At 65.8% G+C, this 19,876-nt stretch carries 21 protein-coding genes; 15 read left to right on the top strand and 6 right to left on the bottom strand.

The features are described from left to right. Nucleotides 1–31: 31 nt before the first annotated feature. Together LQ144_RS21130 and LQ144_RS21125 are read right to left on the bottom strand one after the other, a co-directional pair. Nucleotides 32–580 (bottom strand): TetR/AcrR family transcriptional regulator, encoded by a 549-nt coding sequence (locus LQ144_RS21130; RefSeq protein ID WP_230121207.1) that lies wholly within the window; start codon nt 578–580, stop codon nt 32–34. After that, nucleotides 577–2,535, bottom strand: coding sequence for an MFS transporter (locus LQ144_RS21125; RefSeq protein WP_230121206.1), 1,959 nt, complete (start codon nt 2,533–2,535; stop codon nt 577–579). Before LQ144_RS21125 ends, LQ144_RS21130 begins: the two co-directional genes overlap by 4 nt. Before the next feature lie 283 nt (nt 2,536–2,818). On the opposite strand from LQ144_RS21125, the gene LQ144_RS21120 reads away from it, so the two are divergent. The 10 genes from LQ144_RS21120 to LQ144_RS21075 all read left to right on the top strand — a co-directional run bounded on the left by LQ144_RS21120 (nt 2,819) and on the right by LQ144_RS21075 (nt 13,236). Next, complete coding sequence (locus LQ144_RS21120) at nt 2,819–3,865, top strand: iron-siderophore ABC transporter substrate-binding protein (protein ID WP_230121209.1); 1,047 nt, start codon at nt 2,819–2,821, stop codon at nt 3,863–3,865. Between the two features lie 6 nt (nt 3,866–3,871). After that, nucleotides 3,872–5,014, top strand: a complete 1,143-nt coding sequence (locus LQ144_RS21115; protein WP_230121205.1) for an iron ABC transporter permease — start codon at nt 3,872–3,874, stop codon at nt 5,012–5,014. After that, complete coding sequence (locus LQ144_RS21110) at nt 5,011–6,126, top strand: iron chelate uptake ABC transporter family permease subunit (protein WP_230121204.1); 1,116 nt, start codon at nt 5,011–5,013, stop codon at nt 6,124–6,126. Before LQ144_RS21115 ends, LQ144_RS21110 begins: the two co-directional genes overlap by 4 nt. A gap of 1 nt (nt 6,127) precedes the next feature. Next, on the top strand, nt 6,128–6,955 hold the full coding sequence (locus tag LQ144_RS21105; RefSeq protein ID WP_230121203.1) for an ABC transporter ATP-binding protein: 828 nt from the start codon (nt 6,128–6,130) through the stop codon (nt 6,953–6,955). An 89-nt stretch (nt 6,956–7,044) separates the two neighbouring features. Further along, a complete protein-coding gene (locus tag LQ144_RS21100) occupies nt 7,045–8,052 on the top strand; it encodes a siderophore-interacting protein (RefSeq protein ID WP_230121208.1) in 1,008 nt (335 codons plus the stop codon). 160 nt (nt 8,053–8,212) lie between these two features. Then, nucleotides 8,213–9,073 carry an SGNH/GDSL hydrolase family protein gene (locus LQ144_RS21095; RefSeq protein ID WP_230121202.1) on the top strand — a complete coding sequence of 287 codons (861 nt, stop codon included), beginning with the start codon at nt 8,213–8,215 and terminating at the stop codon, nt 9,071–9,073. Nucleotides 9,074–9,306: 233 nt separating this feature from the next. Beyond that, on the top strand, nt 9,307–10,401 hold the full coding sequence (locus tag LQ144_RS21090; protein ID WP_230121201.1) for an extracellular solute-binding protein: 1,095 nt from the start codon (nt 9,307–9,309) through the stop codon (nt 10,399–10,401). A gap of 1 nt (nt 10,402) precedes the next feature. Further along, nucleotides 10,403–11,290: an ABC transporter permease gene (locus LQ144_RS21085; RefSeq protein ID WP_230121200.1), complete on the top strand. Its 888-nt coding sequence runs from the start codon at nt 10,403–10,405 to the stop codon at nt 11,288–11,290. Continuing rightward, nucleotides 11,277–12,104: an ABC transporter permease gene (locus LQ144_RS21080; RefSeq protein WP_230121199.1), complete on the top strand. Its 828-nt coding sequence runs from the start codon at nt 11,277–11,279 to the stop codon at nt 12,102–12,104. The genes LQ144_RS21085 and LQ144_RS21080 overlap by 14 nt, the downstream gene beginning before the upstream one ends. 10 nt (nt 12,105–12,114) lie before the next feature. After that, nucleotides 12,115–13,236 carry an ABC transporter ATP-binding protein gene (locus LQ144_RS21075; RefSeq protein ID WP_230121198.1) on the top strand — a complete coding sequence of 374 codons (1,122 nt, stop codon included), beginning with the start codon at nt 12,115–12,117 and terminating at the stop codon, nt 13,234–13,236. A gap of 90 nt (nt 13,237–13,326) precedes the next feature. On the opposite strand, the gene LQ144_RS21070 is transcribed toward LQ144_RS21075, so the two are convergent. Continuing rightward, a complete protein-coding gene (locus LQ144_RS21070) occupies nt 13,327–13,629 on the bottom strand; it encodes a YciI family protein (protein WP_230121196.1) in 303 nt (100 codons plus the stop codon). Nucleotides 13,630–13,790: 161 nt separating this feature from the next. On the opposite strand from LQ144_RS21070, the gene LQ144_RS21065 reads away from it, so the two are divergent. Both LQ144_RS21065 and LQ144_RS21060 read left to right on the top strand, forming a co-directional pair. Continuing rightward, a complete protein-coding gene (locus tag LQ144_RS21065) occupies nt 13,791–14,273 on the top strand; it encodes a MarR family transcriptional regulator (protein ID WP_230121194.1) in 483 nt (160 codons plus the stop codon). Nucleotides 14,274–14,349: 76 nt separating this feature from the next. Then, complete coding sequence (locus LQ144_RS21060) at nt 14,350–15,111, top strand: SGNH/GDSL hydrolase family protein (protein ID WP_230121192.1); 762 nt, start codon at nt 14,350–14,352, stop codon at nt 15,109–15,111. Nucleotides 15,112–15,204: 93 nt separating this feature from the next. Here LQ144_RS21060 and LQ144_RS21055 read toward each other — a convergent pair whose 3' ends face one another. Genes LQ144_RS21055 through LQ144_RS21045 form a run of 3 tightly spaced genes read right to left on the bottom strand, consistent with a single transcriptional unit; the run spans nt 15,205 to nt 18,072 of the window. Next, nucleotides 15,205–16,068 carry an FAD:protein FMN transferase gene (locus LQ144_RS21055; RefSeq protein ID WP_230121190.1) on the bottom strand — a complete coding sequence of 288 codons (864 nt, stop codon included), beginning with the start codon at nt 16,066–16,068 and terminating at the stop codon, nt 15,205–15,207. After that, the gene (locus tag LQ144_RS21050; RefSeq protein ID WP_230121188.1) at nt 16,052–16,609 is read right to left on the bottom strand and encodes an FMN-binding protein; all 558 of its coding nucleotides are present in this window, start codon (nt 16,607–16,609) and stop codon (nt 16,052–16,054) included. The genes LQ144_RS21055 and LQ144_RS21050 overlap by 17 nt, the downstream gene beginning before the upstream one ends. Next, on the bottom strand, nt 16,606–18,072 hold the full coding sequence (locus tag LQ144_RS21045) for a ferredoxin reductase family protein (RefSeq protein ID WP_230121187.1): 1,467 nt from the start codon (nt 18,070–18,072) through the stop codon (nt 16,606–16,608). The genes LQ144_RS21050 and LQ144_RS21045 overlap by 4 nt, the downstream gene beginning before the upstream one ends. A 481-nt stretch (nt 18,073–18,553) precedes the next feature. Between LQ144_RS21045 and rpmB the strand changes: the two genes are divergently transcribed. Genes rpmB through rpsN form a run of 3 tightly spaced genes read left to right on the top strand, consistent with a single transcriptional unit; the run spans nt 18,554 to nt 19,267 of the window. Beyond that, a complete protein-coding gene (gene rpmB / locus LQ144_RS21040; RefSeq protein WP_050687447.1) occupies nt 18,554–18,790 on the top strand; it encodes a 50S ribosomal protein L28 in 237 nt (78 codons plus the stop codon). Then, the gene (gene rpmG / locus LQ144_RS21035) at nt 18,790–18,957 is read left to right on the top strand and encodes a 50S ribosomal protein L33 (protein ID WP_078026306.1); all 168 of its coding nucleotides are present in this window, start codon (nt 18,790–18,792) and stop codon (nt 18,955–18,957) included. The genes rpmB and rpmG overlap by 1 nt, the downstream gene beginning before the upstream one ends. A 4-nt stretch (nt 18,958–18,961) precedes the next feature. After that, the gene (gene rpsN / locus LQ144_RS21030) at nt 18,962–19,267 is read left to right on the top strand and encodes a 30S ribosomal protein S14 (protein WP_026266887.1); all 306 of its coding nucleotides are present in this window, start codon (nt 18,962–18,964) and stop codon (nt 19,265–19,267) included. Nucleotides 19,268–19,876: the final 609 nt, after the last annotated feature.

Here is a 19,876-nt window from a genome sequence, read left to right as displayed (position 1 = left end):
GTGAGAGAGCGTTGGGGGAGGGGGCGGACGGCTACGCGCGGGTTGCCGCGCAAGCGTCGATCTGGGCCTGGACGATCGCCCCGTAGTGGGCCACGAGATCGTCAAAGTCCCAGCCGTCGAACAGCCCGAGTGTCCGCACAGTCTCGCCGAAGCCGGTCATCAGGGCAGTCACTGTCGACGCGAAGCGGCGTTCCGGCGTCGTGTCCCCGATCAGCCCCGCGATGCTGCTGAGGTAACGCTCGCGCACTTCGGCCCGGGCCGCGCCGGGGTCGGGGGAGTCGTGGATGCTGAACGGGATCATGGCCCACGGCTCCTGCATGCCCCTCTCCCGCCGCATCAGCACACGGAACACGAGCGCACTGCCGAGTTCCGACGTCGGGACGTCCAGTTCCGCGAGCAGCGATTCGTCCGGCTGGACGGCGGCAAACAACTTGTCCTTGGACGCGAAAAGCTTCATCACCAGGGCAGCCGAGACGCCGGCCCCGGCGGCGATGTCCCGGACGGTCACTGCACGGTAGCCGCGCTCGCCGAACAGCCGGCCGGCCGCATCCAGGATGGCTTCATGGCTGGGGCTGCTCACGCGGAAGCCTGTTCCGTCAGTAGCGGGGCGGCAAGGTCCACGGTCACGGATCGGTTGTCGACGGCGAGCTTCCGCGCCATGGCCTGATGCGTCACGGGATGAAGCATGGTCACCACGTAGCGGCCTGCGACGGGCAGCGGAAGTGTGTACACGCCGTCGGCGTCCGTCAGGGTGGTGGCCACATGCTCGCCGCTGGCCTGAAGCAGGGTGACCACGGCGCCGGAAACACGTTCGCCGTCCAGGCTGGCCGTCCCGCTTAGTTCCAAGCGGTCCTGCAGCAGGAAGTTCTGCCGGAGGGTGCGGCCGTCGAACTCGAAGACTTCCGCCATCGGCGCCCACCCGGCGGCGTTCGCCACCATGAGGTACTTGCCTGCGCCCGGCAGCGCCACGGAATAGTTTCCGTCCGTGTCCACCCGGCTCCAGTCCACCGGCTCGCCGTCGGTCTGGAGGACGGTGACGACGGCGGGGGTCAGGGGGCGGTGGTCCGCCGCGAGGACGCGCCCCTGCACCACGAGTTCGGTAGCGGCCACGGCAGGCACCGCCGGGCGGTGCGCTGCCGCGGCCCGCGGGATGAAGAAGGCGGCGAGGACGGAGGCGGACGATGCCAGGGCTGCCATCCAGAACACGTCCTTGAACGCGTCGAACGAGGGCAGCCGCGTGGATCCGATGGTCACCGAGGTGAGGACAGCGGCGACGGCGGCACTTGAGGTCGATGTGCCGATCGAGCGCACCAGGCTGTTCAGGCCGTTGGCGGAGGCGGTCTCGGTAATGGGCACCGCGCCCATGATGAGGGTGGGCATGGCGGCGTAGGCGATGGCCGTGCCGACGCTCACCACGGTGGAGCCGATGATTACCGAGGCGATGGAGTCATAGAAGAAGACGCGTCCGACGTAGCCCACAATCATGACGGCTGCTCCGGCCATGAGGGCGGTTTTGCCGCCGAAGACCCGGATGATGCGGCCGGACACCGGCGCGAAGACAACCATGGCCAAGCCTGACGGCACCATGCACAGGCCGGCCGTGATGACGCTCAGCTGGAATCCGTATCCCGTGGCGCTGGGGAGCTGGAGCTGCTGCGTGGTCAGGAGCATGTTGGCGAACATGGCAAAACCGATCAGCAACGATGCCATGTTGGTCATGAGGACCGGTCGGCGTGCCGAGGTCCGCAGATCCACCATCGGCTGCGCCACTTTGAGTTCGTAGGGAACCCAGGCAGCGAGAAGAACCGCGGCCGCTAGGAACAGAAGCAGCACGGGTTCCGAACCCCAGCCCCACGAGCCGCCCTTCGAGATGGCCAGCAGCAGGGCGGCCAGCGCCCCGGACAGCACCATGGCGCCAGCGAAATCGAAACGGCCCGGCGTTCGGACCTTGGACTCGGGAACCACCAGCACCACGGCAAGGAGCAGCAGGGAGCCGGCCCCTGCGGCAACCCAGAAGATCGATTCCCAGCCGAGGCTCTCGTAGAGGACGCCGGCAAGAGGGAGCCCCATGGCGCTGCCGATGCCCAGGGTCGCGCTCATCAGTGCCACTGCCGAGCCCATCTTTTCCTTGGGCAGTTCGTCACGCATGATGCTGATGCCCACCGGGATCAGCGCGGACGAGAACCCCTGGAGGGCGCGGCCGATGATGAGCCACAGGAACGATCCCCCCAGTGCCGCCATCACCGAACCCGCCACCATGATCGCCAGGCACACCACCATCATCTTGCGCTTGCCGTACATGTCGGCGCTGCGGGACACGATGGGGGTGGCTACGGCGCTGGAGAGCAGGGTGGCGGTCACAAGCCAGGACGCGTCGTCTGCCGTGACGCCCAGGATCTTGGGGAAGTCCGGCAGCAGCGGCACCACGAGGGTCTGCATCAGGGCCACGACCGTACCGCTCAGTGCAAGGACTGCTGTGATGGCGGACGGGGACGGGGTGCGGGACAGTTGCCCGGCGGCGGTGGAACTCGGCATGGGGGAGCTTTCGAAAGAAGGATTTAGGTGAACGCCAGGGTGAACGAGCGTTTACTTCCTAACGAGTGAACCACTGTTCACCCCGTGGCGGCAAAGAACGGGCTCATGTTTTCCGTCACGATCACAATTACGTGACGCAAAGCTTTCCTAATTCTGCAGAGGGTAGGCTAGCCTTACTTAGGTTTGCTTCATAGACCTAAGGAGTTCCGTGGCTTCCCCTCTTTCTTCCGGCCAGTCGGCCGGCCGCAGCACATTCCCGGCCTGCGGCACCACCCGCCGCGCCCTGCTCAAAACAGCCGGCAAGGCGACCGCCATCCTGGCCGCCGCGGCACTGTCCCTCACGGCGTGCTCCACGGGGACCGGTGCCTCCGCTCCCGGGGCAGCCGCGTCTCAGTCCGCCAGTTCCCAGTTCCCGGTGACCATCAAGCACGCCTTCGGCCAGACCACCATCAAGACTCAGCCACAGCGGGTTGTCACGGTCTCCTGGGTCAACGACGACGTCGCCATCGCCCTCGGAGTGGTTCCGGTGGGCGTGCCCAAGAACGACTGGGGCGGCAATGGCAAGGGTTCCACGCCCTGGAAGGATGCCGCGCTCGAGACGCTCGGCGCCGGCTTCGGCACGGACAAGGCTCCGGTCCAGTTCTCCGAGGCAGACGGCATCAATTTCACCGAAATCGCCAAGCTCAATCCGGACGTCATCCTCGGCGCCTACTCCGGCCTGAGCGAAGAGGACTACCAGAAGCTCAGCCAGATCGCCCCGATGGTTGCCTACCCGGAGCTCGCCTACGGCACGTCCTGGCAGGAGTCCACCAGCATCATCGGCAAGGCCCTCGGCAAACAGACCGAGGCCGCCAAGCTGATCTCCGACACGGAAGCCACCATCAGAGACAAGGTGGCCGGGTACCCGCAGATCCAGGGCAAGTCCTACATCTACGGCAACCTCGAACCGGCCAAGGGCGACGGCGTCAACGTCTACACCGCCAACGACAACCGCCCGAGGTTCCTGTCCGCCATCGGCATGAAGCTCGCGCCCGTTGTGGAGGAGAAGTCGAAGGGCTCCAAGGAATTCTTCCTGCCCTGGTCCGCCGAAAAGGCCAATGAGCTGGAATCCGACATCTTCGTGACCTGGGTCCCTGACACCAAAGCCACCGAAGCCATCAAGGCAGACCCCCTGCTCGGCCAGATTCCGGCCATCAAGAGCGGCGCCCTCGTGGCCGACTCGGATAACACCCTGACGCTGTCCATTTCGGCTTCCTCGCCGCTGAGCCTGCCGTGGTCGCTCGACACCTTCCTGCCGCAGCTGGGCAAAGCCGCCGACGCGGTCAAGTAACGGGCCATGACACCAAGAACGACGACGGCGCCAGCCGGCACTGCCGCCATGGCACCTTCCAGCCCCATCACCGCGCGCGAACCGACGCTTGAGGCACCTGACGCCGCCGGAACAGGGCCCCAACTGTCCGTTCGCGCTGAAGGGCGGGGGAATGCTCAAGGCCAGCCGGCTGCCTGGCTGTTGGCCGCCGTCGTTGTTCTTGTTGCCGTCTGCGCTGCTTCACTGGCCGTGGGCGCCCGGGGGATGTCCCTGGAAACCGTCTGGCAGGCGCTGGTCCATTCCGATGCGGGGAACGGCGACCATGCGGTAGTCCAGGCACGGATCCCGCGAACCGTCCTCGGTCTGCTCGCGGGCGGGGCCCTGGGCCTCGCCGGTGCGGCCATGCAGGGTGTGGCCCGCAACCCGCTCGCGGACCCCGGCATCATCGGCGTCAACGCGGGCGCCGCCCTGGCCGTGGTCACCGGAATCTATGTCTTCGGCGTCTCTTCGTTGAGCGGGTATATCTGGTTCGCGTTCACCGGTGCCGCAGTGGCGGCCGTCGTCGTCTTTCTGATCGCGTCCATGGGCAGGGACGGCGCGACGCCGGTGAAGCTCGCCCTTGCGGGCGCGGCCCTGAGCGCCGGGCTGTATTCGCTCATGAACGTCATCCTCGTCTCGAGCCAGGACACGCTGGACCGGTTCCGGTTCTGGCAGGTGGGCGGGATAGCCGGCCGGGACTGGTCAGTGGTGCTGCCGGGTCTGCCTTTTCTCGCGGCGGGCGCGCTGATCGTGCTGTTCACCGGAAGGACCCTCAACAGCCTGGCCCTCGGCGACGACATCGCCCGCGGCCTGGGCCAGCGGGTGGGCCTGGCGCGCGGCATCACGGCGCTGGGCATCGTGCTGCTGTGCGGCTCTGCGACTGCCCTCGCCGGGCCGATCGGGTTTGTGGGCCTCGTGGTGCCGCATGCCGTCCGCTTTCTCGTCGGCCCGGATTACCGCTGGATCCTGCCGTTCTCGCTGGTGCTGGCTCCGGCATTGCTGCTCGTGTCCGATGTGGTGGGGCGCGTGGTCCTGCTTCCGGGCGAGGTCCCGGCGGGCATCATGACGGCCCTGGTGGGCGCGCCCGTGTTCGTCTGGCTGGTTCGCCGCGGCAAGGCGGCGGGCCTATGAGACCCGTGACTGCGCACCCTGCCCCAACCGACCAGCGCGAACGAATACTTAAGCCCCGCGCATCGTTCCCGAGCCCGAGCTTGCTGAACCGCACCGCGGTCCTGGCGCTCGCCGTCGTGTTTCTCTTCGCCGCGAGCATCCTGCTGGGCAGCTACACAGTCACCATCCCGGACTTCCTCACGATCCTCACCGCCCACTTCACCGCTGGAGACAAGATTCCGGGTGCCAGTTTTATCGTGATGGAGGCCAAGCTGCCGCGGGCGGTGACCGGCACCCTCGTCGGGATCGCGTTCGGGCTGTCCGGCGGCTTGTTCCAGACCATGCTCCGCAATCCGCTGGCCAGTCCGGACGTCATCGGCATCAGCTACGGTGCCAGTGCCGCCGCCGTCACCGCCATCGTCGTTTTCGGTGCGTCGGGGGCCGCCATTTCAGGCGCGGCCTTGGGCGGCGCCGTCGCAGTGGCGGCACTGATTTACGGCATCTCCCGCAGCGGCTCCATTGGAACAGGCGGCGGGGGCGGCAACCGCGGAAGCTCCGCCGGAAGCCGGCTCATCCTCGCGGGAGTCGGGATCGCCGCGGCACTCAGCGCCGTGGTCAGCTTCCTGCTGACGCGGACGGACATCCGCACCGCCGCCGACGCCCTCGTCTGGCTCAACGGTTCACTCAATTCCGCCAGCTGGGACCGCGCCGGCGTCCTCGTTGCGGCGCTCCTAGTCCTGGTTCCTGCCGCCGCGCTGCTGGCCGCCCCGCTGCGGATTCTCGAACTGCGAGACGACGCCGCCGCCGGGCTCGGCATCCGCGTGGACCGGACCCGGCTGGGTCTGGTGCTCACCGCCGTCGCGCTCGCCGCAGTGGCGACCGCCGCGGCCGGGCCGGTGGCATTCGTCGCCTTCCTGGCCGGTCCCATCGGCCGCCGCCACGCCGGCAAGGCCAGCCTCCCGGCGTCGGCCCTTACCGGTGCCCTGATCGTCCTGGCCGCTGACTACTTTGCCGCCAACATCGCCCCGCTGCTGCTGGACGGCACCGTCCTGCCCGTCGGCGTGGTCACCGGCGCGCTCGGCGCGCCCTTCCTGTTGTGGCTTCTGGTCACTTCCAACCGAAAGGATGCCTGACATGGCCCGTCTCAAAGCCAGCAACCTGACCCTCCAGTACGACCAGCGCCGCGTCGTGGAAGGCCTCACGGCGGAGATCCCAGAGGGCAAGGTGACCATGATTGTGGGCGCCAACGCCTGCGGAAAATCCACTCTGCTGCGCGGACTCTCACGGCTGCTCAGGCCGGCCGGCGGCACCGTCACCCTCGACGGGAAGGACATCCACTCCCTTCCGGCGCGCGAACTTGCCCGCACGCTCGGCCTGCTCCCGCAGCACCCCACAGCGCCGGACGGCATCTCCGTCCGGGATCTGGTGCGCCGCGGCCGTTATCCGCACCAGGGCTTCTTCCGCAGCTGGTCGGAGAAGGACGACGCCGCGGTGCAGCGCGCGCTGGAAGCGACGGGAACGCAGGACCTCGCCGGGCGGAACGTCGACGAGCTGTCCGGCGGGCAGCGCCAGCGCGTGTGGATCGCCATGGCGCTCGCCCAGGAAACGGACGTTCTCCTGCTGGACGAACCCACGACCTACCTTGACCTTGCGCACCAGGTGGAGGTGCTGGATCTCGTCACCGACCTTAACCGGCAGCGCGGCACCACCGTGGCGATCGTGCTGCACGACCTGAACCTGGCGGCGCGCTACGCGGACCATGTCATTGCGCTGAAGGGCGGGCGCGTGGTGGCCGCGGGCCCTTCGGCCGAGGTGGTCACCGAGGCGCTTGTCCGCGGCGTGTTCGGACTGGACTCCCGGGTGGTGCCTGACCCCGTCTCCGGCACGCCGCTCGTGATTCCGCTGGGCAGGCACCACGCAGACCCAGAATCCCCGACCGCAACCTTGGAGATGGCCTCATGAAATCAGGACCCAGCCCCGAGCGCACACCGCTGGCGGTGCGCGCCGGAAGGAACAGTGCGGCCGCCAGGCAACAGCCCGCCACCGAACCCATGACGCTGGCCTTCAACGTCACCGTCTCCGCGGTCCAGGAACTCAGCCCCAACTTCCGGCGGGTGACTTTTGGCGGGTATTCCCTGCGGGACTTCGGCGTGCACGGGGACACCATGGACCTGCGGATCAAGCTCATGATTCCGTCCCTTGCCGACGACGGGATGCAGCATCCGCTGCCAACGTTCCGGATGGAGAACAGCAGTTGGTACCGGGAATGGCTGGCGATGGAAATCTCCACTCGCGGCTCCATGCGAACGTACACTGTCCGGCAGGCCCGGCTTGACGCCGTTTATCCGGAGATCGACGTCGACTTCGTGATGCACTTTGACGCCGACGGGAACGGCGGCCCTGCGGCGAACTGGGCGCTCAACGCCAAGCCGGGGGGCGCCCTGACGCTGATCGGCCCGAACAACCGTGCCGCGCATTGCGTCACGGCGGAAACCTACTCGGGCATCGAGTGGCGGCCCGGCCTGGCCCAGCGGGTACTCCTGGCCGGCGACGAGACCGCCGTTCCCGCCATCAGCGCCATCCTGGAAAACCTCCCCGGCTACATGACCGGTCACGCCTTCCTGGAAGTCCCTGAAGCCGGCGACTTTCTGGATCTCAGCACGGCAGCCGACGTCGAAATCACCTGGCTGGCCCGCGGCGCCCCGATCGGCCGCTCCCGCCCGCACGGGCAACTGCTTCAGGAAGCGGTCCGTTCTGCCGTGCAGCTGCCGGGCTGGGTGGGCGTGACGTTCCCTGACGCCGCGGCGGGCCCCGAGCCGGAAGACGTCAACGTGGACCGGGACATCCTGTGGGAAACACCGGCCCGCATGGATACCGCCGCGATCAGTGCCACCAAAAACCCGGGTCTGCCCTCCGGCGCCCTGCCGTTCTATGCGTGGCTGGCCGGTGAAGCGGCCGTCATCAAGGAGCTGCGCCGGTACCTGGTGCGCGACGTCGGGATCGACCGGAAGCAGGTCGCGTTCATGGGGTACTGGCGGCAGGGGAAGGCCGAGCTCTGAGCCTCTGGCGGTGCTTGGTCCGCCTCCGCCGCCGACTTGCCGTCGCTGTAGACACCTCGCCAACGCTCTCGCACTTCCTGTCGCGTAACGGCCAACGCTCTCGCAGTTCCTGTCGTTGGCCGTTAACCCTGTCGTTTCTTTCGGTGACTAGGGTGCCGGGGTGGGTGTCTCTCCTTTGCTTCCGGATCATGATGGGCGGCGGGTGTTTGTCGCTTTGGGGGATTCCTTCACTGAGGGGGTCGGGGACCGGAACAAGCATCTGCCGAATGGGGTGCGCGGCTGGGCGGACCGGGTGGCGGAGAGGCTCGCCAAGGCGGAACCGGGCTGGGAGTACGCCAACCTCGCCATCAGGAGCAAGCGGCTGCGCCACATCATCGACGAACAGCTGGAAGCTGCGCTCGCCATGGAACCGACCCTCATCACGCTGTACGCCGGCGGGAACGACATCCTGGATTTCGGGACGGACATGGACGCGCTCATGGCGCAGTACGAAGCACTCGTGGCGAAACTCGCTGACACCGGGGCCACCCTGGTGCTCTTCACGGGTTTCGACATCAAGGTGTCCCCCCTGCTCGAGCCGCTGAAGAAGAGAAACGCCTCTTATAACCAACGGGTCAGGGAACTGGCAGCCCAATACGGGGCTGTGCTGGTGGACTACTGGTGCTTTGAGGCCTTCCACGACCGCCGGATGTGGGACACGGACCGGCTGCACATGTCCAAGGCCGGCCACAAGTACCTCGCGGCACAGGTCCTGGACCACCTCGGCGTGCCCCACAAGATCAGCCTCAAGGAGTGGGAGCCCCCGGTCAGGATGACGCTGCGCGACTGGGAGCGGCGGCAGCGGCTCTGGCTGAATGACTGGGTGCTGCCCCTGTTCGGGCGGAAACTCCGCGGCGTCACGCTGGGGGACAACCTCAGCCCGCGATGGCCCCGGCCGGTATTGGTTCCGCGCAAGCGCGGCCTGAGAAAACTCGTCGTCCCTGCGGCTCCTCCCGGACGTGGTGGCGAGCAGATACTTTGAGTGTAAACAGCTGTTGACTTGTGTGCAACATCACAGCTAGTGTTGCGGCACTGACAATCCGTCAATGCATCAAGCTTCAAGTCCGCCCAGCGTTGCGTGGACCGCTCGAAGGCGCGAACCGCCGTCGCCGGTAACCCGACGTGACAGCAGGATCCCAGCTCTTGCTTCCCCATTCACGCGGGCCTTCTTTCTGCGTGTTCCGGGCGAGCCACGCCACGAGAGGCATCACCGCCATGACTGACAGCAAATCCCTCCATTTCGACCGCCGGAAGCTCCTGAAGGCTGCGGCGCTGACACCGTTCGCCGGGCTGGCGCTGTCCGGTTGCGACGCCAAGCCGGCCCAAAGTGCGGCCGCGAACAAGACCGTGACGGTCACGTCCTACGGAGGCTCCTACAATGACCAGCTGACGCAGACCATCCTGGATCCGTTCTCCAAGAAGACGGGCATCCAGCCCACGCTGCTGGCCAATACCAGCCTTGCCGCGCTCAAGGCCCAGGTGCAGTCCGGCGACGTGCAGTGGGACCTCGTGGAAATCACCGCACCGGAGTATGAAACGGCCGTGGCCGAGGGACTCCTGGAAAAGTTCGACTACGACATCATCAGCGACAAAGGACTGCCCGGGTACGCCAAGGCTGAATACGGCATCAAGTACCTGAGCTTCCTGTTCGTCATGGCCTGGGACCAGAAGGTCATCCCGGACGCCAAGGCACCGAAGGACTGGGCGCAGTTCTTCGACCAGGACAAGTACAACACCAAGCGCTCCGTCTACAACCAGCTCTCCGACAGCTCGGTTCTGGAGGCGGCCCTTCTGGCCGACGGGGTTCCGTTCGACAAGATCTACCCCCTCGATGTGGACCGCGCCCTTCGCGTCCTCGGACACCATCCGGGCAAGGACAGGCTGCTCTACCACTCGGCGAACCAGGAGCCGATCCAGCAGCTCACGTCCGGAGAGGTCTCACTTTCCACAAGCTTCAACAACCGCATCAACGCCGCCCGCACGGACGGTGCGAAGCTGAACTTCTCACCCGAGAATGCGGTCCTCGCCGGAGACTACTTTGTGGTCCCCAAGGGCGCCAAGAACAAGGAAGCGGCGTTCCAGCTCATGAACTTCATGTCAAACGACGCCGAAGCAGGTGCCGCATTCGACAAGGTGACCAACCTGACCCTGGCCAACACGCCGGCCCTGTCCAAGCTGCCGAAGGCAGTTGCGGACACGCTGCCCACGAGCCCGCGGTTGGCCGACAAGATCCTCGTGCGTGATGACAAGTGGTGGTCTCAGAACCTGAAGAAGACCGAGCAGCAGTTCAAGCTGTGGCAGGCCAGCTGACATGACTGCCGCAACTCTGCAGACGGCCCTGGAGCAGGGCCGCCACGCGCCGGGGGAGGGAAGGCCGAAGGGCCGGCGCCGGCTCAGCGGCTGGTGGCTGCTGCTTGCACCGATCCTGGCCTTCGACGTCGTCCTCTTCCTGACGCCGCTGGGAAAGCTGGTGGCCTCAAGCTTTGCCGACAACGCCTACCAGCGGGTGCTCGAGGATCCTCTGGTGCTTCGCTCGCTCGTCAACACCTTGAGCATCAGCCTGGCTTCCACGATCGTGACAGTGGTGCTGGGATACGTGATCGCACTCGTGCTGTGGCGTGCCGGCACCGTCACCCGGGTGATCCTGTTCGCCGTCGTTCTTCTGCCGTTCTGGACCGGCATTCTGGTGAAAAACTTCGCCTGGGCGGTGCTGCTGCAGGACAACGGCATCGTCAACGTGTTCCTTCAAGGCATCGGGCTCACCCATGCGCCGATCGAACTGCTGCATAACCGGTTCGCCGTCATCATCGGCATGGTCCACTGCCTCCTTCCGTACGCCGTGTTTCCGATCTTCTCCTCCCTGACCGCCATCGACGACCGGCTGGGCCTGGCCGCCCGGTCGCTGGGTGCGCGGGAAGGATCGGTGTTCCGGCGGATCACCCTGCCGCTCTCCGCTCCCGGCATCTCGGCGGCGGGGTTGTTGGTGTTCATCATCAGCACCGGCTTCTTCATCACGCCCGTCGTCATGGGCGGACCGGGCGACATGATGATCGCCAACCAGATCGATTACTACGCCCGCCAGCTCACGGACTTCTCGGGCGCCGCGGCACTTGCCGTCGTGCTGACGGTGATGGTGAGCATCATGGTGGCCGTGTATCAGCGCGTTCTCAAGGCAGGAGGCCAACATGAAGACAACTAATCCGCAGCACCGCCTGCTGGCGCTGCTCTCCGTCCCCGTGTTTCTGTTTCTGGTGATTCCGACGGCGATCGTGGTGCCGGTGGCGCTGAATGACAGCCGCTACATCACTTTTCCGCCGGAAGGATTCTCCCTGGCGGCCGTCGCCGGCTTCTTCGCGGACAAGGCATGGACCTCGGCACTGACTGCCAGCCTGCAATCGGCGGGAATCGCCGTCGTCATCGGAGTGCTCCTTGGCTCCACGGCGGCCATCGGCCTGCACGGCCGGAAATTCCCCGGCAGATCGGCTGTGATGGGACTGATCCTGGCTCCCATGATCGTACCCACAGTGGTACTGGCACTCGCCTTCTACCAGTTCTTCATCTCGATCGGGATGGTGGGCAGCATCATCCCGATCGGCCTGGCCCACGCCGTGATTGCCACCCCGTACGTGTATCTGACGACCCGCGCGGCCCTGGCGGGCCTCAACCCGGCCCTGGTGAGGTCAGCGCAGAGCCTCGGCGCGGGACCGTTGTCCGTATTAAGGCACGTATACCTTCCGATCATCCTGCCGGGCCTGATCTCCGGGGCCTTGTTTGCCTTCTCGGTCTCGATCGACGAGACCGTGATGTCACTGTTCATGCAGTCCCCGGGGGCCACCACGCTTCCGGTCAAGATGTTCACCGACATCCAGTTCAACCTGACCCCGAAGATCGCTGTTTCATCTGCGCTTCTGGTCAGCGTCGCCACAATAGGGCTCCTCCTTCAGGTCTTGTTTGTCCTCAGGCGCCGATCCACCGCACGGATGCTGCCGCTGGCAGTGTCGGCCCAAACGTAAAGGAATGCCGATGACCACATCAGTGATCTCCGCAGAATCAATTGCCGGCACCGGGAGCGCGTCCCGTGGTGCCATTGAACTCCGCAACGTCAGCAAGAACTATGGCGACGTTGTGGCCGTGGACCGGCTGGACCTCGTGGTTCAGCCGGGCGAATTCGTCACGCTGCTCGGGCCAAGCGGGTCCGGCAAAACAACCACCATGATGATGGTTGCCGGCTTCGAGGAACACACCGCAGGATCGGTGCTCATCGATGGCCAGCCGGTGGACACACTGCCCCCGCGGGAGCGCAACCTGGGCGTCGTGTTCCAGAACTACGCACTGTTCCCGCACATGAGCGCGCTCGAAAACGTGGAATTTGCGCTCCGGATGCGCAAAATCCCCAAGGAAGAGCGCCGCCAGCGCGCAGAAGAGGCCCTTGAGCGCGTGGGCCTCGGAAAAATGGGCGGCCGCAAGCCCCGCCAGCTGTCAGGAGGCCAGCAACAGCGCGTCGCGTTGGCCCGCGCGCTGGTCTTCAACCCGGCCGCGCTGCTCCTGGACGAGCCTATGGCAGCCCTGGACAAACGGCTCCGCGAGCAGATGCAGGAGGAAATCAAGACCTTGCAAAAGAGCCTCGGCATCTCGGTGCTGTTCGTCACCCACGACCAGGACGAGGCCATGGCCATGTCCGACAGGATCGTGGTGATGAAGGACGGCAAGATCGTCCAGTCAGGACCGCCGGAGGAGGTCTACAACCAGCCCTTGACGGACTGGGTGGCCAGTTTCCTCGGCGACACCAACCTCATTCCGTGCACCGTGCTGGAACGCGACGGTTCAGAGGCCTTGGTGGATCTTGGCGGCCTCGGTACAGCGCGGGTCGCAGACCGCGGAGCGAGCGGCGAAAACTACGCCGTCTCCATCCGGCCGGAGCACCTCAAATTCCGCCCGGAGGGCGCTGGCGGCAACGGTGGCGAAGCAACACTGGTGTCCTCCACCAACCTCGGGGCCACGGTCCGCCACCGTCTGACGGCGGGCGGCCTCGATCTTCAGCTGCGCGAGCTCAGCGCGGACTCGGCCTGCAGGCCCGAGCCCGGCGGCCAGGTATTCGTGGGATGGGATCCGGGGCGCGCCCAGCTCCTGGTCTTGGAGTCCTAGCCCGGCCCGCCCAGGGCTGAACCAGCCGAGTTGTGGGCCACACCCTGCCCGATGGTGCCCCGGACAGCGCGTCCGGGGCCCAAAAGTGGGTTAATTCCGCGGCGCTGGCTCATCCAGGAGGTTTTCGAACCCCGGGGCCACCCTGTCCGCGGCGAATTCCATGACTTCGAACTCGGCCACGCCGTTGACGTAGAAAGGGTCTTTGGCCAGAGAGTCGTCCAGTGTCACCCGGTCAGCCTTCGACAGCAGGAGACCGCCCGTGCGCGGGACCTTCCTGCCGGCGGCCAGGAACACGCCCTGGTCAAAGGCGTCCTTGAGCCAGGCCACGTGGGCGTCCAGGTGGTAGTCGACGATGTCTTGGGCGACCTTGTAAGTGAGGGAAACTACGTACATGTCCGCCAGCCTACCGCCACCCACTACTGGAGAACCCTGGCTGTGACAGCCGCCGGCGCCCGCCTTCAGCCGCCGGCGCCCGCCTTCAGCCGCCGGCGCCGCGGCCCGCCGCAACGGCCCCGGCTTGAACTGTCAAGCTTTAATTCTCCTAGGATGGAGTCATGACGGAACCGCGCTGGCTCAACGCCGATGAACGCCGGGCCTGGCTCGCCCAGCTGAGCATCAACACCATGCTGCCAGCCGCCCTGGATACCCAGCTGCACGCAGCGGGCAAAGTGTCCCTGTTCGACTACAACGTCCTGGCCATGCTCTCCGAGGCAGAGGGGCGCTTTCTGCCAATGAGTGAACTCGCGGCCCGGACCAGCGCATCACTTTCCCGGCTTTCCCATGTGGTGACCAAACTCCAGAACCGCGGCTGGGTGGAGCGCCGGCCGCACCCGGGCGATGCCCGCGTGACCACCGCGCACCTGACCGAGCAGGGGATGGCCACCATTGTGGAGCTAGCCCCAGGCCACGTGGAATCCGTCCGCTCGCTGTTTCTTGACGCCCTGACCGAGCGCGACGTCGCCGATCTCGCCCGGATTGGGGAAAAGATCGTGGCGCGCCTGGACAACAACCACTGGATCCTCCGCGAGCAGCCGTAGCCGCGGCCAGTCAGCCGAAGCCGCGCCGCCGGCGGCCGTCTTGGTTGCTCGCGGCAACTGCTGGCAGACTGGATCCATGGATTTCACGTCCCGCTATGTAGCCCTCGGAGACTCCTTCACGGAAGGAGTCGGCGACGACGACCCAACCCGACCCAACGGCGTCCGGGGCTGGGCAGACCGGGTGGCCGAACAGCTCGGCGCCGCGGACCCGGGCTTCGGTTACGCAAACCTTGCCATCCGCGGCAAGAAACTCCGCCAGATCATGGCCGATCAGGTGGACGCCGCCGTCGGCCTCAAACCGACGCTCGTAAGCATCTACGCCGGCGCCAACGACATCCTCCGGCCTAAGATAGACATCGACGACCTGCTTGAGGAGTACGACGCCGGTATCCGCAAACTCAGGGCCACCGGCGCCACAGTGGTGATGTTCACCGGCTTCGACGCCCGCGGCTCCAAGGTGTTCGGCACCATGCGCGGCCGCACCGCCATCTACAACGAACTTGTCCGTGGCATCGCCGGTGACCACGGTGCGTTGATCGTCGACTACTGGCGCTTCAACGAATACTACGACTGGGGAATGTGGGCCAAGGACCGGATGCATATGTCTGCCGCCGGCCACACGAACATGGCCAAGCGCGTCCTTACCGTCCTGGAACACGATCATTCGATCGAGGTCCCGCCCATGACGCCGGTGCCGGAGCTCAGCCGCGCTGAGGCGGTGCGGGCCAATGCCCGCTGGGTCAAGGAATTCGCTGCCCCTTGGGTGGTTCGGCGGGTCACCGGCAAATCCTCCGGCGACGGCCTCCAGCCGAAATACGGCCAGCTCACCCGGCTCTAACGAGCCGGCGGCGCTGCGGGCCCAGCCCACCGACGCTGGTCGAGCCTGTCGACGCCGGTCGAGCCTGTCGACGCCGGTCGAGCCTGTCGAGACCTAACGTCGAAATCCCGCCGTCGCCAGGAGGTCCCCGTCCCTGCGCACAGCCAGCACCTCGACGTCCCACAACTCGGCTGCGCGGTTTAGCATCGCGGTTCCGCCGGCCACGATCGCCGTCGCGAGGACGTCGGCGGTGACCGCGTCGGCCGCCGCCACGGAGACCTGCCAGAATTCCGCGGCACGCCCGCCCGCGGCCCAGATGTGGTCGCCGCGTTCGGCTGAGCCCGAGGTCGCCAGGGCCATCCTGCTCCGGGAGGCGGTGTTTCCGGGGGCACCGCCGTCGGCCGCGAGTCCAGACGCAAGCCCGCCCGGCAAGCCACCCAGCGGAAAGCCGGCGAGCAGCGTTCTGCGGTCGGCCGGATCCACGATCCCCGCCCGCCACGCTTCGCCGCTGCCGGGATCAGGGGAGCCGCTGACGAGCACATCCCCGCCGGCATTGAGGCACCAGTCCTCCAGTCCCAGGGCGTGGAGAGAAATCCCCGCTTCCTTCATAGCATGGCCTTTGATGAGGCCGGAGAGGTCCAGGATGCCGTCCGGACGTTCGGCCGTGAACGCGCCTTCGGTCAGGAGCCGCCACTCGGATGCCTCCGTATACCGTGCCCGCATTTCGTCCGACGCCTCCTGCAGCCCAAGTTCGCCGCGCCCCAGCCTGCTGGCTTCGGAATCGGGACGGTACAGGCTGAAGGTCCCATCCAGCCGGGCGAAAAGGCGTTCGACGACCGCGGTTGCGGCTTCCAGCTCATCGTCCGCAGCATGGGGTGCTTTGTGCGGACCGGCCGGCATGGTGAGGCTGATGACCGTCCCCATGCAGCTGAAGGTCCGTGCCCGCAGACCGTGCCTGGGTTCAGAGGTTTGCTGCATCGAGGGCCGCCTGGAGTGAGGTGAGGTAGGCGTTGCTGGTCACCGTTGCGCCGCCGACGGTCTGGACCTCCGCCGACTGTGCCTGAAGTACTTCGCTGCGAAGAATCGGGGCGGCGTAGTTGCTGATCTGCATGGATCTGCCTTCTGCGTCGGTCAGCTTGAGGGCGGTGACGTCCGTGATGGCGCCTGCCTTGACGGTGACCTGCACCTGTACGGTGCCGAAGCGGGTCTGGACGATGTCGCCGTCGTAGGTGCCGCCGGCTTTGGCCGCCGAACCGGCTGCCGCGGACGAGCCGGCAGCGCCGGATGAGCCAGCCGATCCGGACGAACCGGCAGCGCCTGAAGATCCGGATGTCCCGGACGATGCCGGGCCGCTGGTGTCCGATGATCCCGTCCCCGCCGAAGTCCCGGCGGTTTCATTCCCCGTGGACGCAGCCGCAACAGCGCTGCGGGTGTCGGCCACATGGACGCCTGACTGCCAGCCGACTAGGAGGATTCCGGCCGAAGCCAAGGCGGCTGAAACCGCTGCTCTGATTCTCACCAGTCAAACCTTTCGTAGTGGAGCTGATCTTCGCGGACGCCCGCCGAGCGGGCGGCGTCCAGGACGTTCTCCGCCCAGCGAGCGGGGCCACACACGTAGATGTCGGCGCCGGCGACCTCCGGAGCGTAGTCCGTGAGGCTGTAGCCTGCCCGCTGTTCGCTCGCGGGAAGCCAGCTCTCCCGGGAGCCCGGATCCCGGGAGCCGGTCAGGTGGAAAAGCGTGGCACCGCGTGCACGGCACAGTTCGAGAATTTCATCGCCGAGATAGAGCTCCTGGTCGCTGTGGCCGCGGAGGAGCACCGTCGCCTTCCCCGGCTCAAAAGGCGTCGTTTCCAGCAGTGCCCGCAAAGGGGTGATGCCGATTCCGGCGCCGATCATCACCACGTGGTCCTTGCTGCGGGCGGCGGAACTGAAAAGGCCGTAGGGTCCTTCCACGGCAACCTTGGTTCCCCGTTTCAGCCGGGACAGCTGCGCCGACCCCTTGCCGAGATTCCGAACGGTAATCCTTAGCCGGCCGCGGCCATTCCGGTCCACGGCCAAAGGCTCGGCGGAAAGGCTGAACGGATGCGGGTGCCACCAGAGACCGGGGGCCAGGAAGCGCCAGATGAAGAACCGGCCGCCGGCGCCGGCCAAGGTGTTCAAGTTCAGGCCGCTCATCTCGATATTGACCACTCCAGGGGCGACCGCCGTCACGCGCTCAACCGTCAACTGATGCCGGAAGGTGGCGAGGACCGGCTGCATCACCCGGTAGTACAGCAGCGCCGCGCCGGTGGCGATGCAGATGGCGAGCCAGTACCAGCGCTGCCACGTTCCGGGAGCGAACAGTGCCCCCACGCTGAACTGGTGCGGCAGGGCTGTCAGCACCGCCGCATACGTGAGTAGATGGACGACGTACCAGAACTCGTAGGGGAAGCGCCGCCGGACTGCCACGAGCGAGGTCACCACCACGGCAATGAACAGGGCCATGGACACGAATGCCAGCCACATGTCCGGCACCAGGACCCACAGCGCCACGGCCTCACTCACGGGGTCCAGCCCTTCCGCCATGCCGTAGCCGATAGCAATCAGGACACCGTGAGCCAGCAGGAGGTAGAGCGACGGTTTACCGAGCTTCCGGTGGAACTCCAAGGCACGGTCATGCCCGACCGCGCCGTCGATGAGCGGAATCCGGGCTGCGAGCAGGAGCATGAGCAGCACCAGGTCCATGCCGGCGAGACCGGCCACAATCCCCAAGGCCGTGATCCCGGCGCCGAGCGTCGAGATCCCTGTCATGCCGCCGTCGGCCAGCCATAACGCAACCGAGGCCGCCAGCGATCCCCACGCCGCTACCGTCAGGGCGTCAGCGCGGAGAAGCCGGCGCCGGTGCTGCGAGGCGAAGCGGCCGCGCCCGGGATTTGCGGGCTGTCCAGGACCGGGCCGCCGAAGGGCGTCGGCCCCGGGGGAAGGAAGGAGGTCTGTGTTCATGTCTCAAGACTCCGCTGCCAGGCTTTCATTTTCCTGTGAAAATCCTTCTCCCCGGATGTGTCTTCCCTGTCAGCGGGAGTGGCGCCGGCAGGCTCCCCTTATACACCCTCCACCGCCGGATTAGCCTTTAATTCGCACGTCTCGTAGACTTGGTAGGCGCTAGGTGGCGCGGAGCGTGTGCAATTGCTCCGGTTGGCGGCGGCTGTCAGCAGAAATGACAGTCCCAATGGCCGGTAGTTAGGGGCTCAAGTTGCGTGCATTCCTGTATTCGCCCAGCATCCCGGTACTTCGCAGTGGTTTCCACTGCCCGGTGCCCGTGGCTCATCGTATTTCGCCGCAGCAAGGAAATCTTGGCTTTTCGCCGGTATTTTCGGGCATGCGGAAACCGGAAACGCGTGGGGGCTGGATGCGGACGCCGCCTGCCGCACGGTAACGCAGAACTCTGCCAGCCGTTTCATTTATTTTTCAGAGGAGAGTCGTCATGGCAGCACACTGCCAGGTGACCGGAGCCGAGCCGGGCTTTGGACACAGCATTTCGCACTCGCACCGCCGCAACAAGCGCCGGTTCGACCCGAACATTCAGAAGAAGCGCTACTGGGTTCCGTCCCTGCGCCGCAATGTCACCCTGCAGGTCTCTGCAAAGGGCATTAAGACCATCGACGTACGCGGCATCGACGTAGTCGTCGCCGCCATCCTGGCACGAGGGGTGAAGCTCTAGTGGCTAAGGACAAGGACGTACGTCCGATCATCAAGCTCAAGTCGACCGCGGGCACGGGTTACACCTACGTAACCCGTAAGAACCGTCGTAACGACCCGGACCGCATGGTCCTGAAGAAGTACGACCCCAAGATCCGCAAGCACGTCGAATTCCGAGAGGAGCGCTAAACACATGGCTAAGAAGTCAATGATCGCTAAGAACGAACAGCGTAAAGTCATCGTCGAGCGTTACGCTGCAAAGCGCCTCGAACTGAAGAAGGCTCTGGTTGACCCCAACTCGACCGACGAAGTTCGCGAAGCCGCACGCCTCGGCCTGCAGAAGCTGCCCCGCAACGCCTCGCCGGTACGTCTGCGTAACCGCGACATCATCGATGGCCGTCCCCGCGGTACCTTCCAGAAGTTCGGTATCTCCCGTGTTCGCTTCCGCGACATGGCTCACCGCGGTGAGCTCCCGGGCATCACCAAGTCTTCCTGGTAATTCAGCACCGCTGAATCCAGCCTGAGAAGGGCCGGCAACCGAATGGTTGCCGGCCCTTCTTTGCGTTGACGGCGGCTGGATTTCCGGGGCCGGTTGCGGGTGATGCAGCACACAACAAGGAATTACGACGCCGGCACCTGGCTTTTGCTGCGGACGTCATCCTTTCTCCGCGGAACGGCGCGGATTTTCGCGTTCGGGATGCCGAATGGAGGCGGGTTTGCGGTGGGGGCGTGGTGGGTGTATTGTTTTCTAAGTCGCCGAGAGGGAGACCAGCGGAAAGCTGGGAACCGACGGTGACAAATCCCCTAAATTTCAAGACCTGATCCGGTCGGCGCTTCGTGCGCTCCGGGTTTGGTGGGGGCGAGTTTGAATGGTTGCAGGTTGCGGAGACGCTGGTTTGCAATGTGGTTTGGATTCGGGTAAGTTTGGGAAGTTGCTCCGGAGCGATCTGCGACTGGTTGTTTGGTTGTGGTGGTGCCGGGTGTGTCTGTTGTTTGAGAACTCAATAGTGTGCCAAGTTTGTTGATACCGGTTTATTTTATATGAATTGGTTGAATTGACCAGGTTGCGCCGCCCCTGTGGTGTGGTCTGGTTTTTACAGCTGGTTTC

Source organism: Arthrobacter sp. Bi83 (assembly GCF_918698095.1).
Classification (GTDB): domain Bacteria; phylum Actinomycetota; class Actinomycetes; order Actinomycetales; family Micrococcaceae; genus Arthrobacter.
This window is presented reverse-complemented; position numbering and strand designations above follow the sequence as displayed.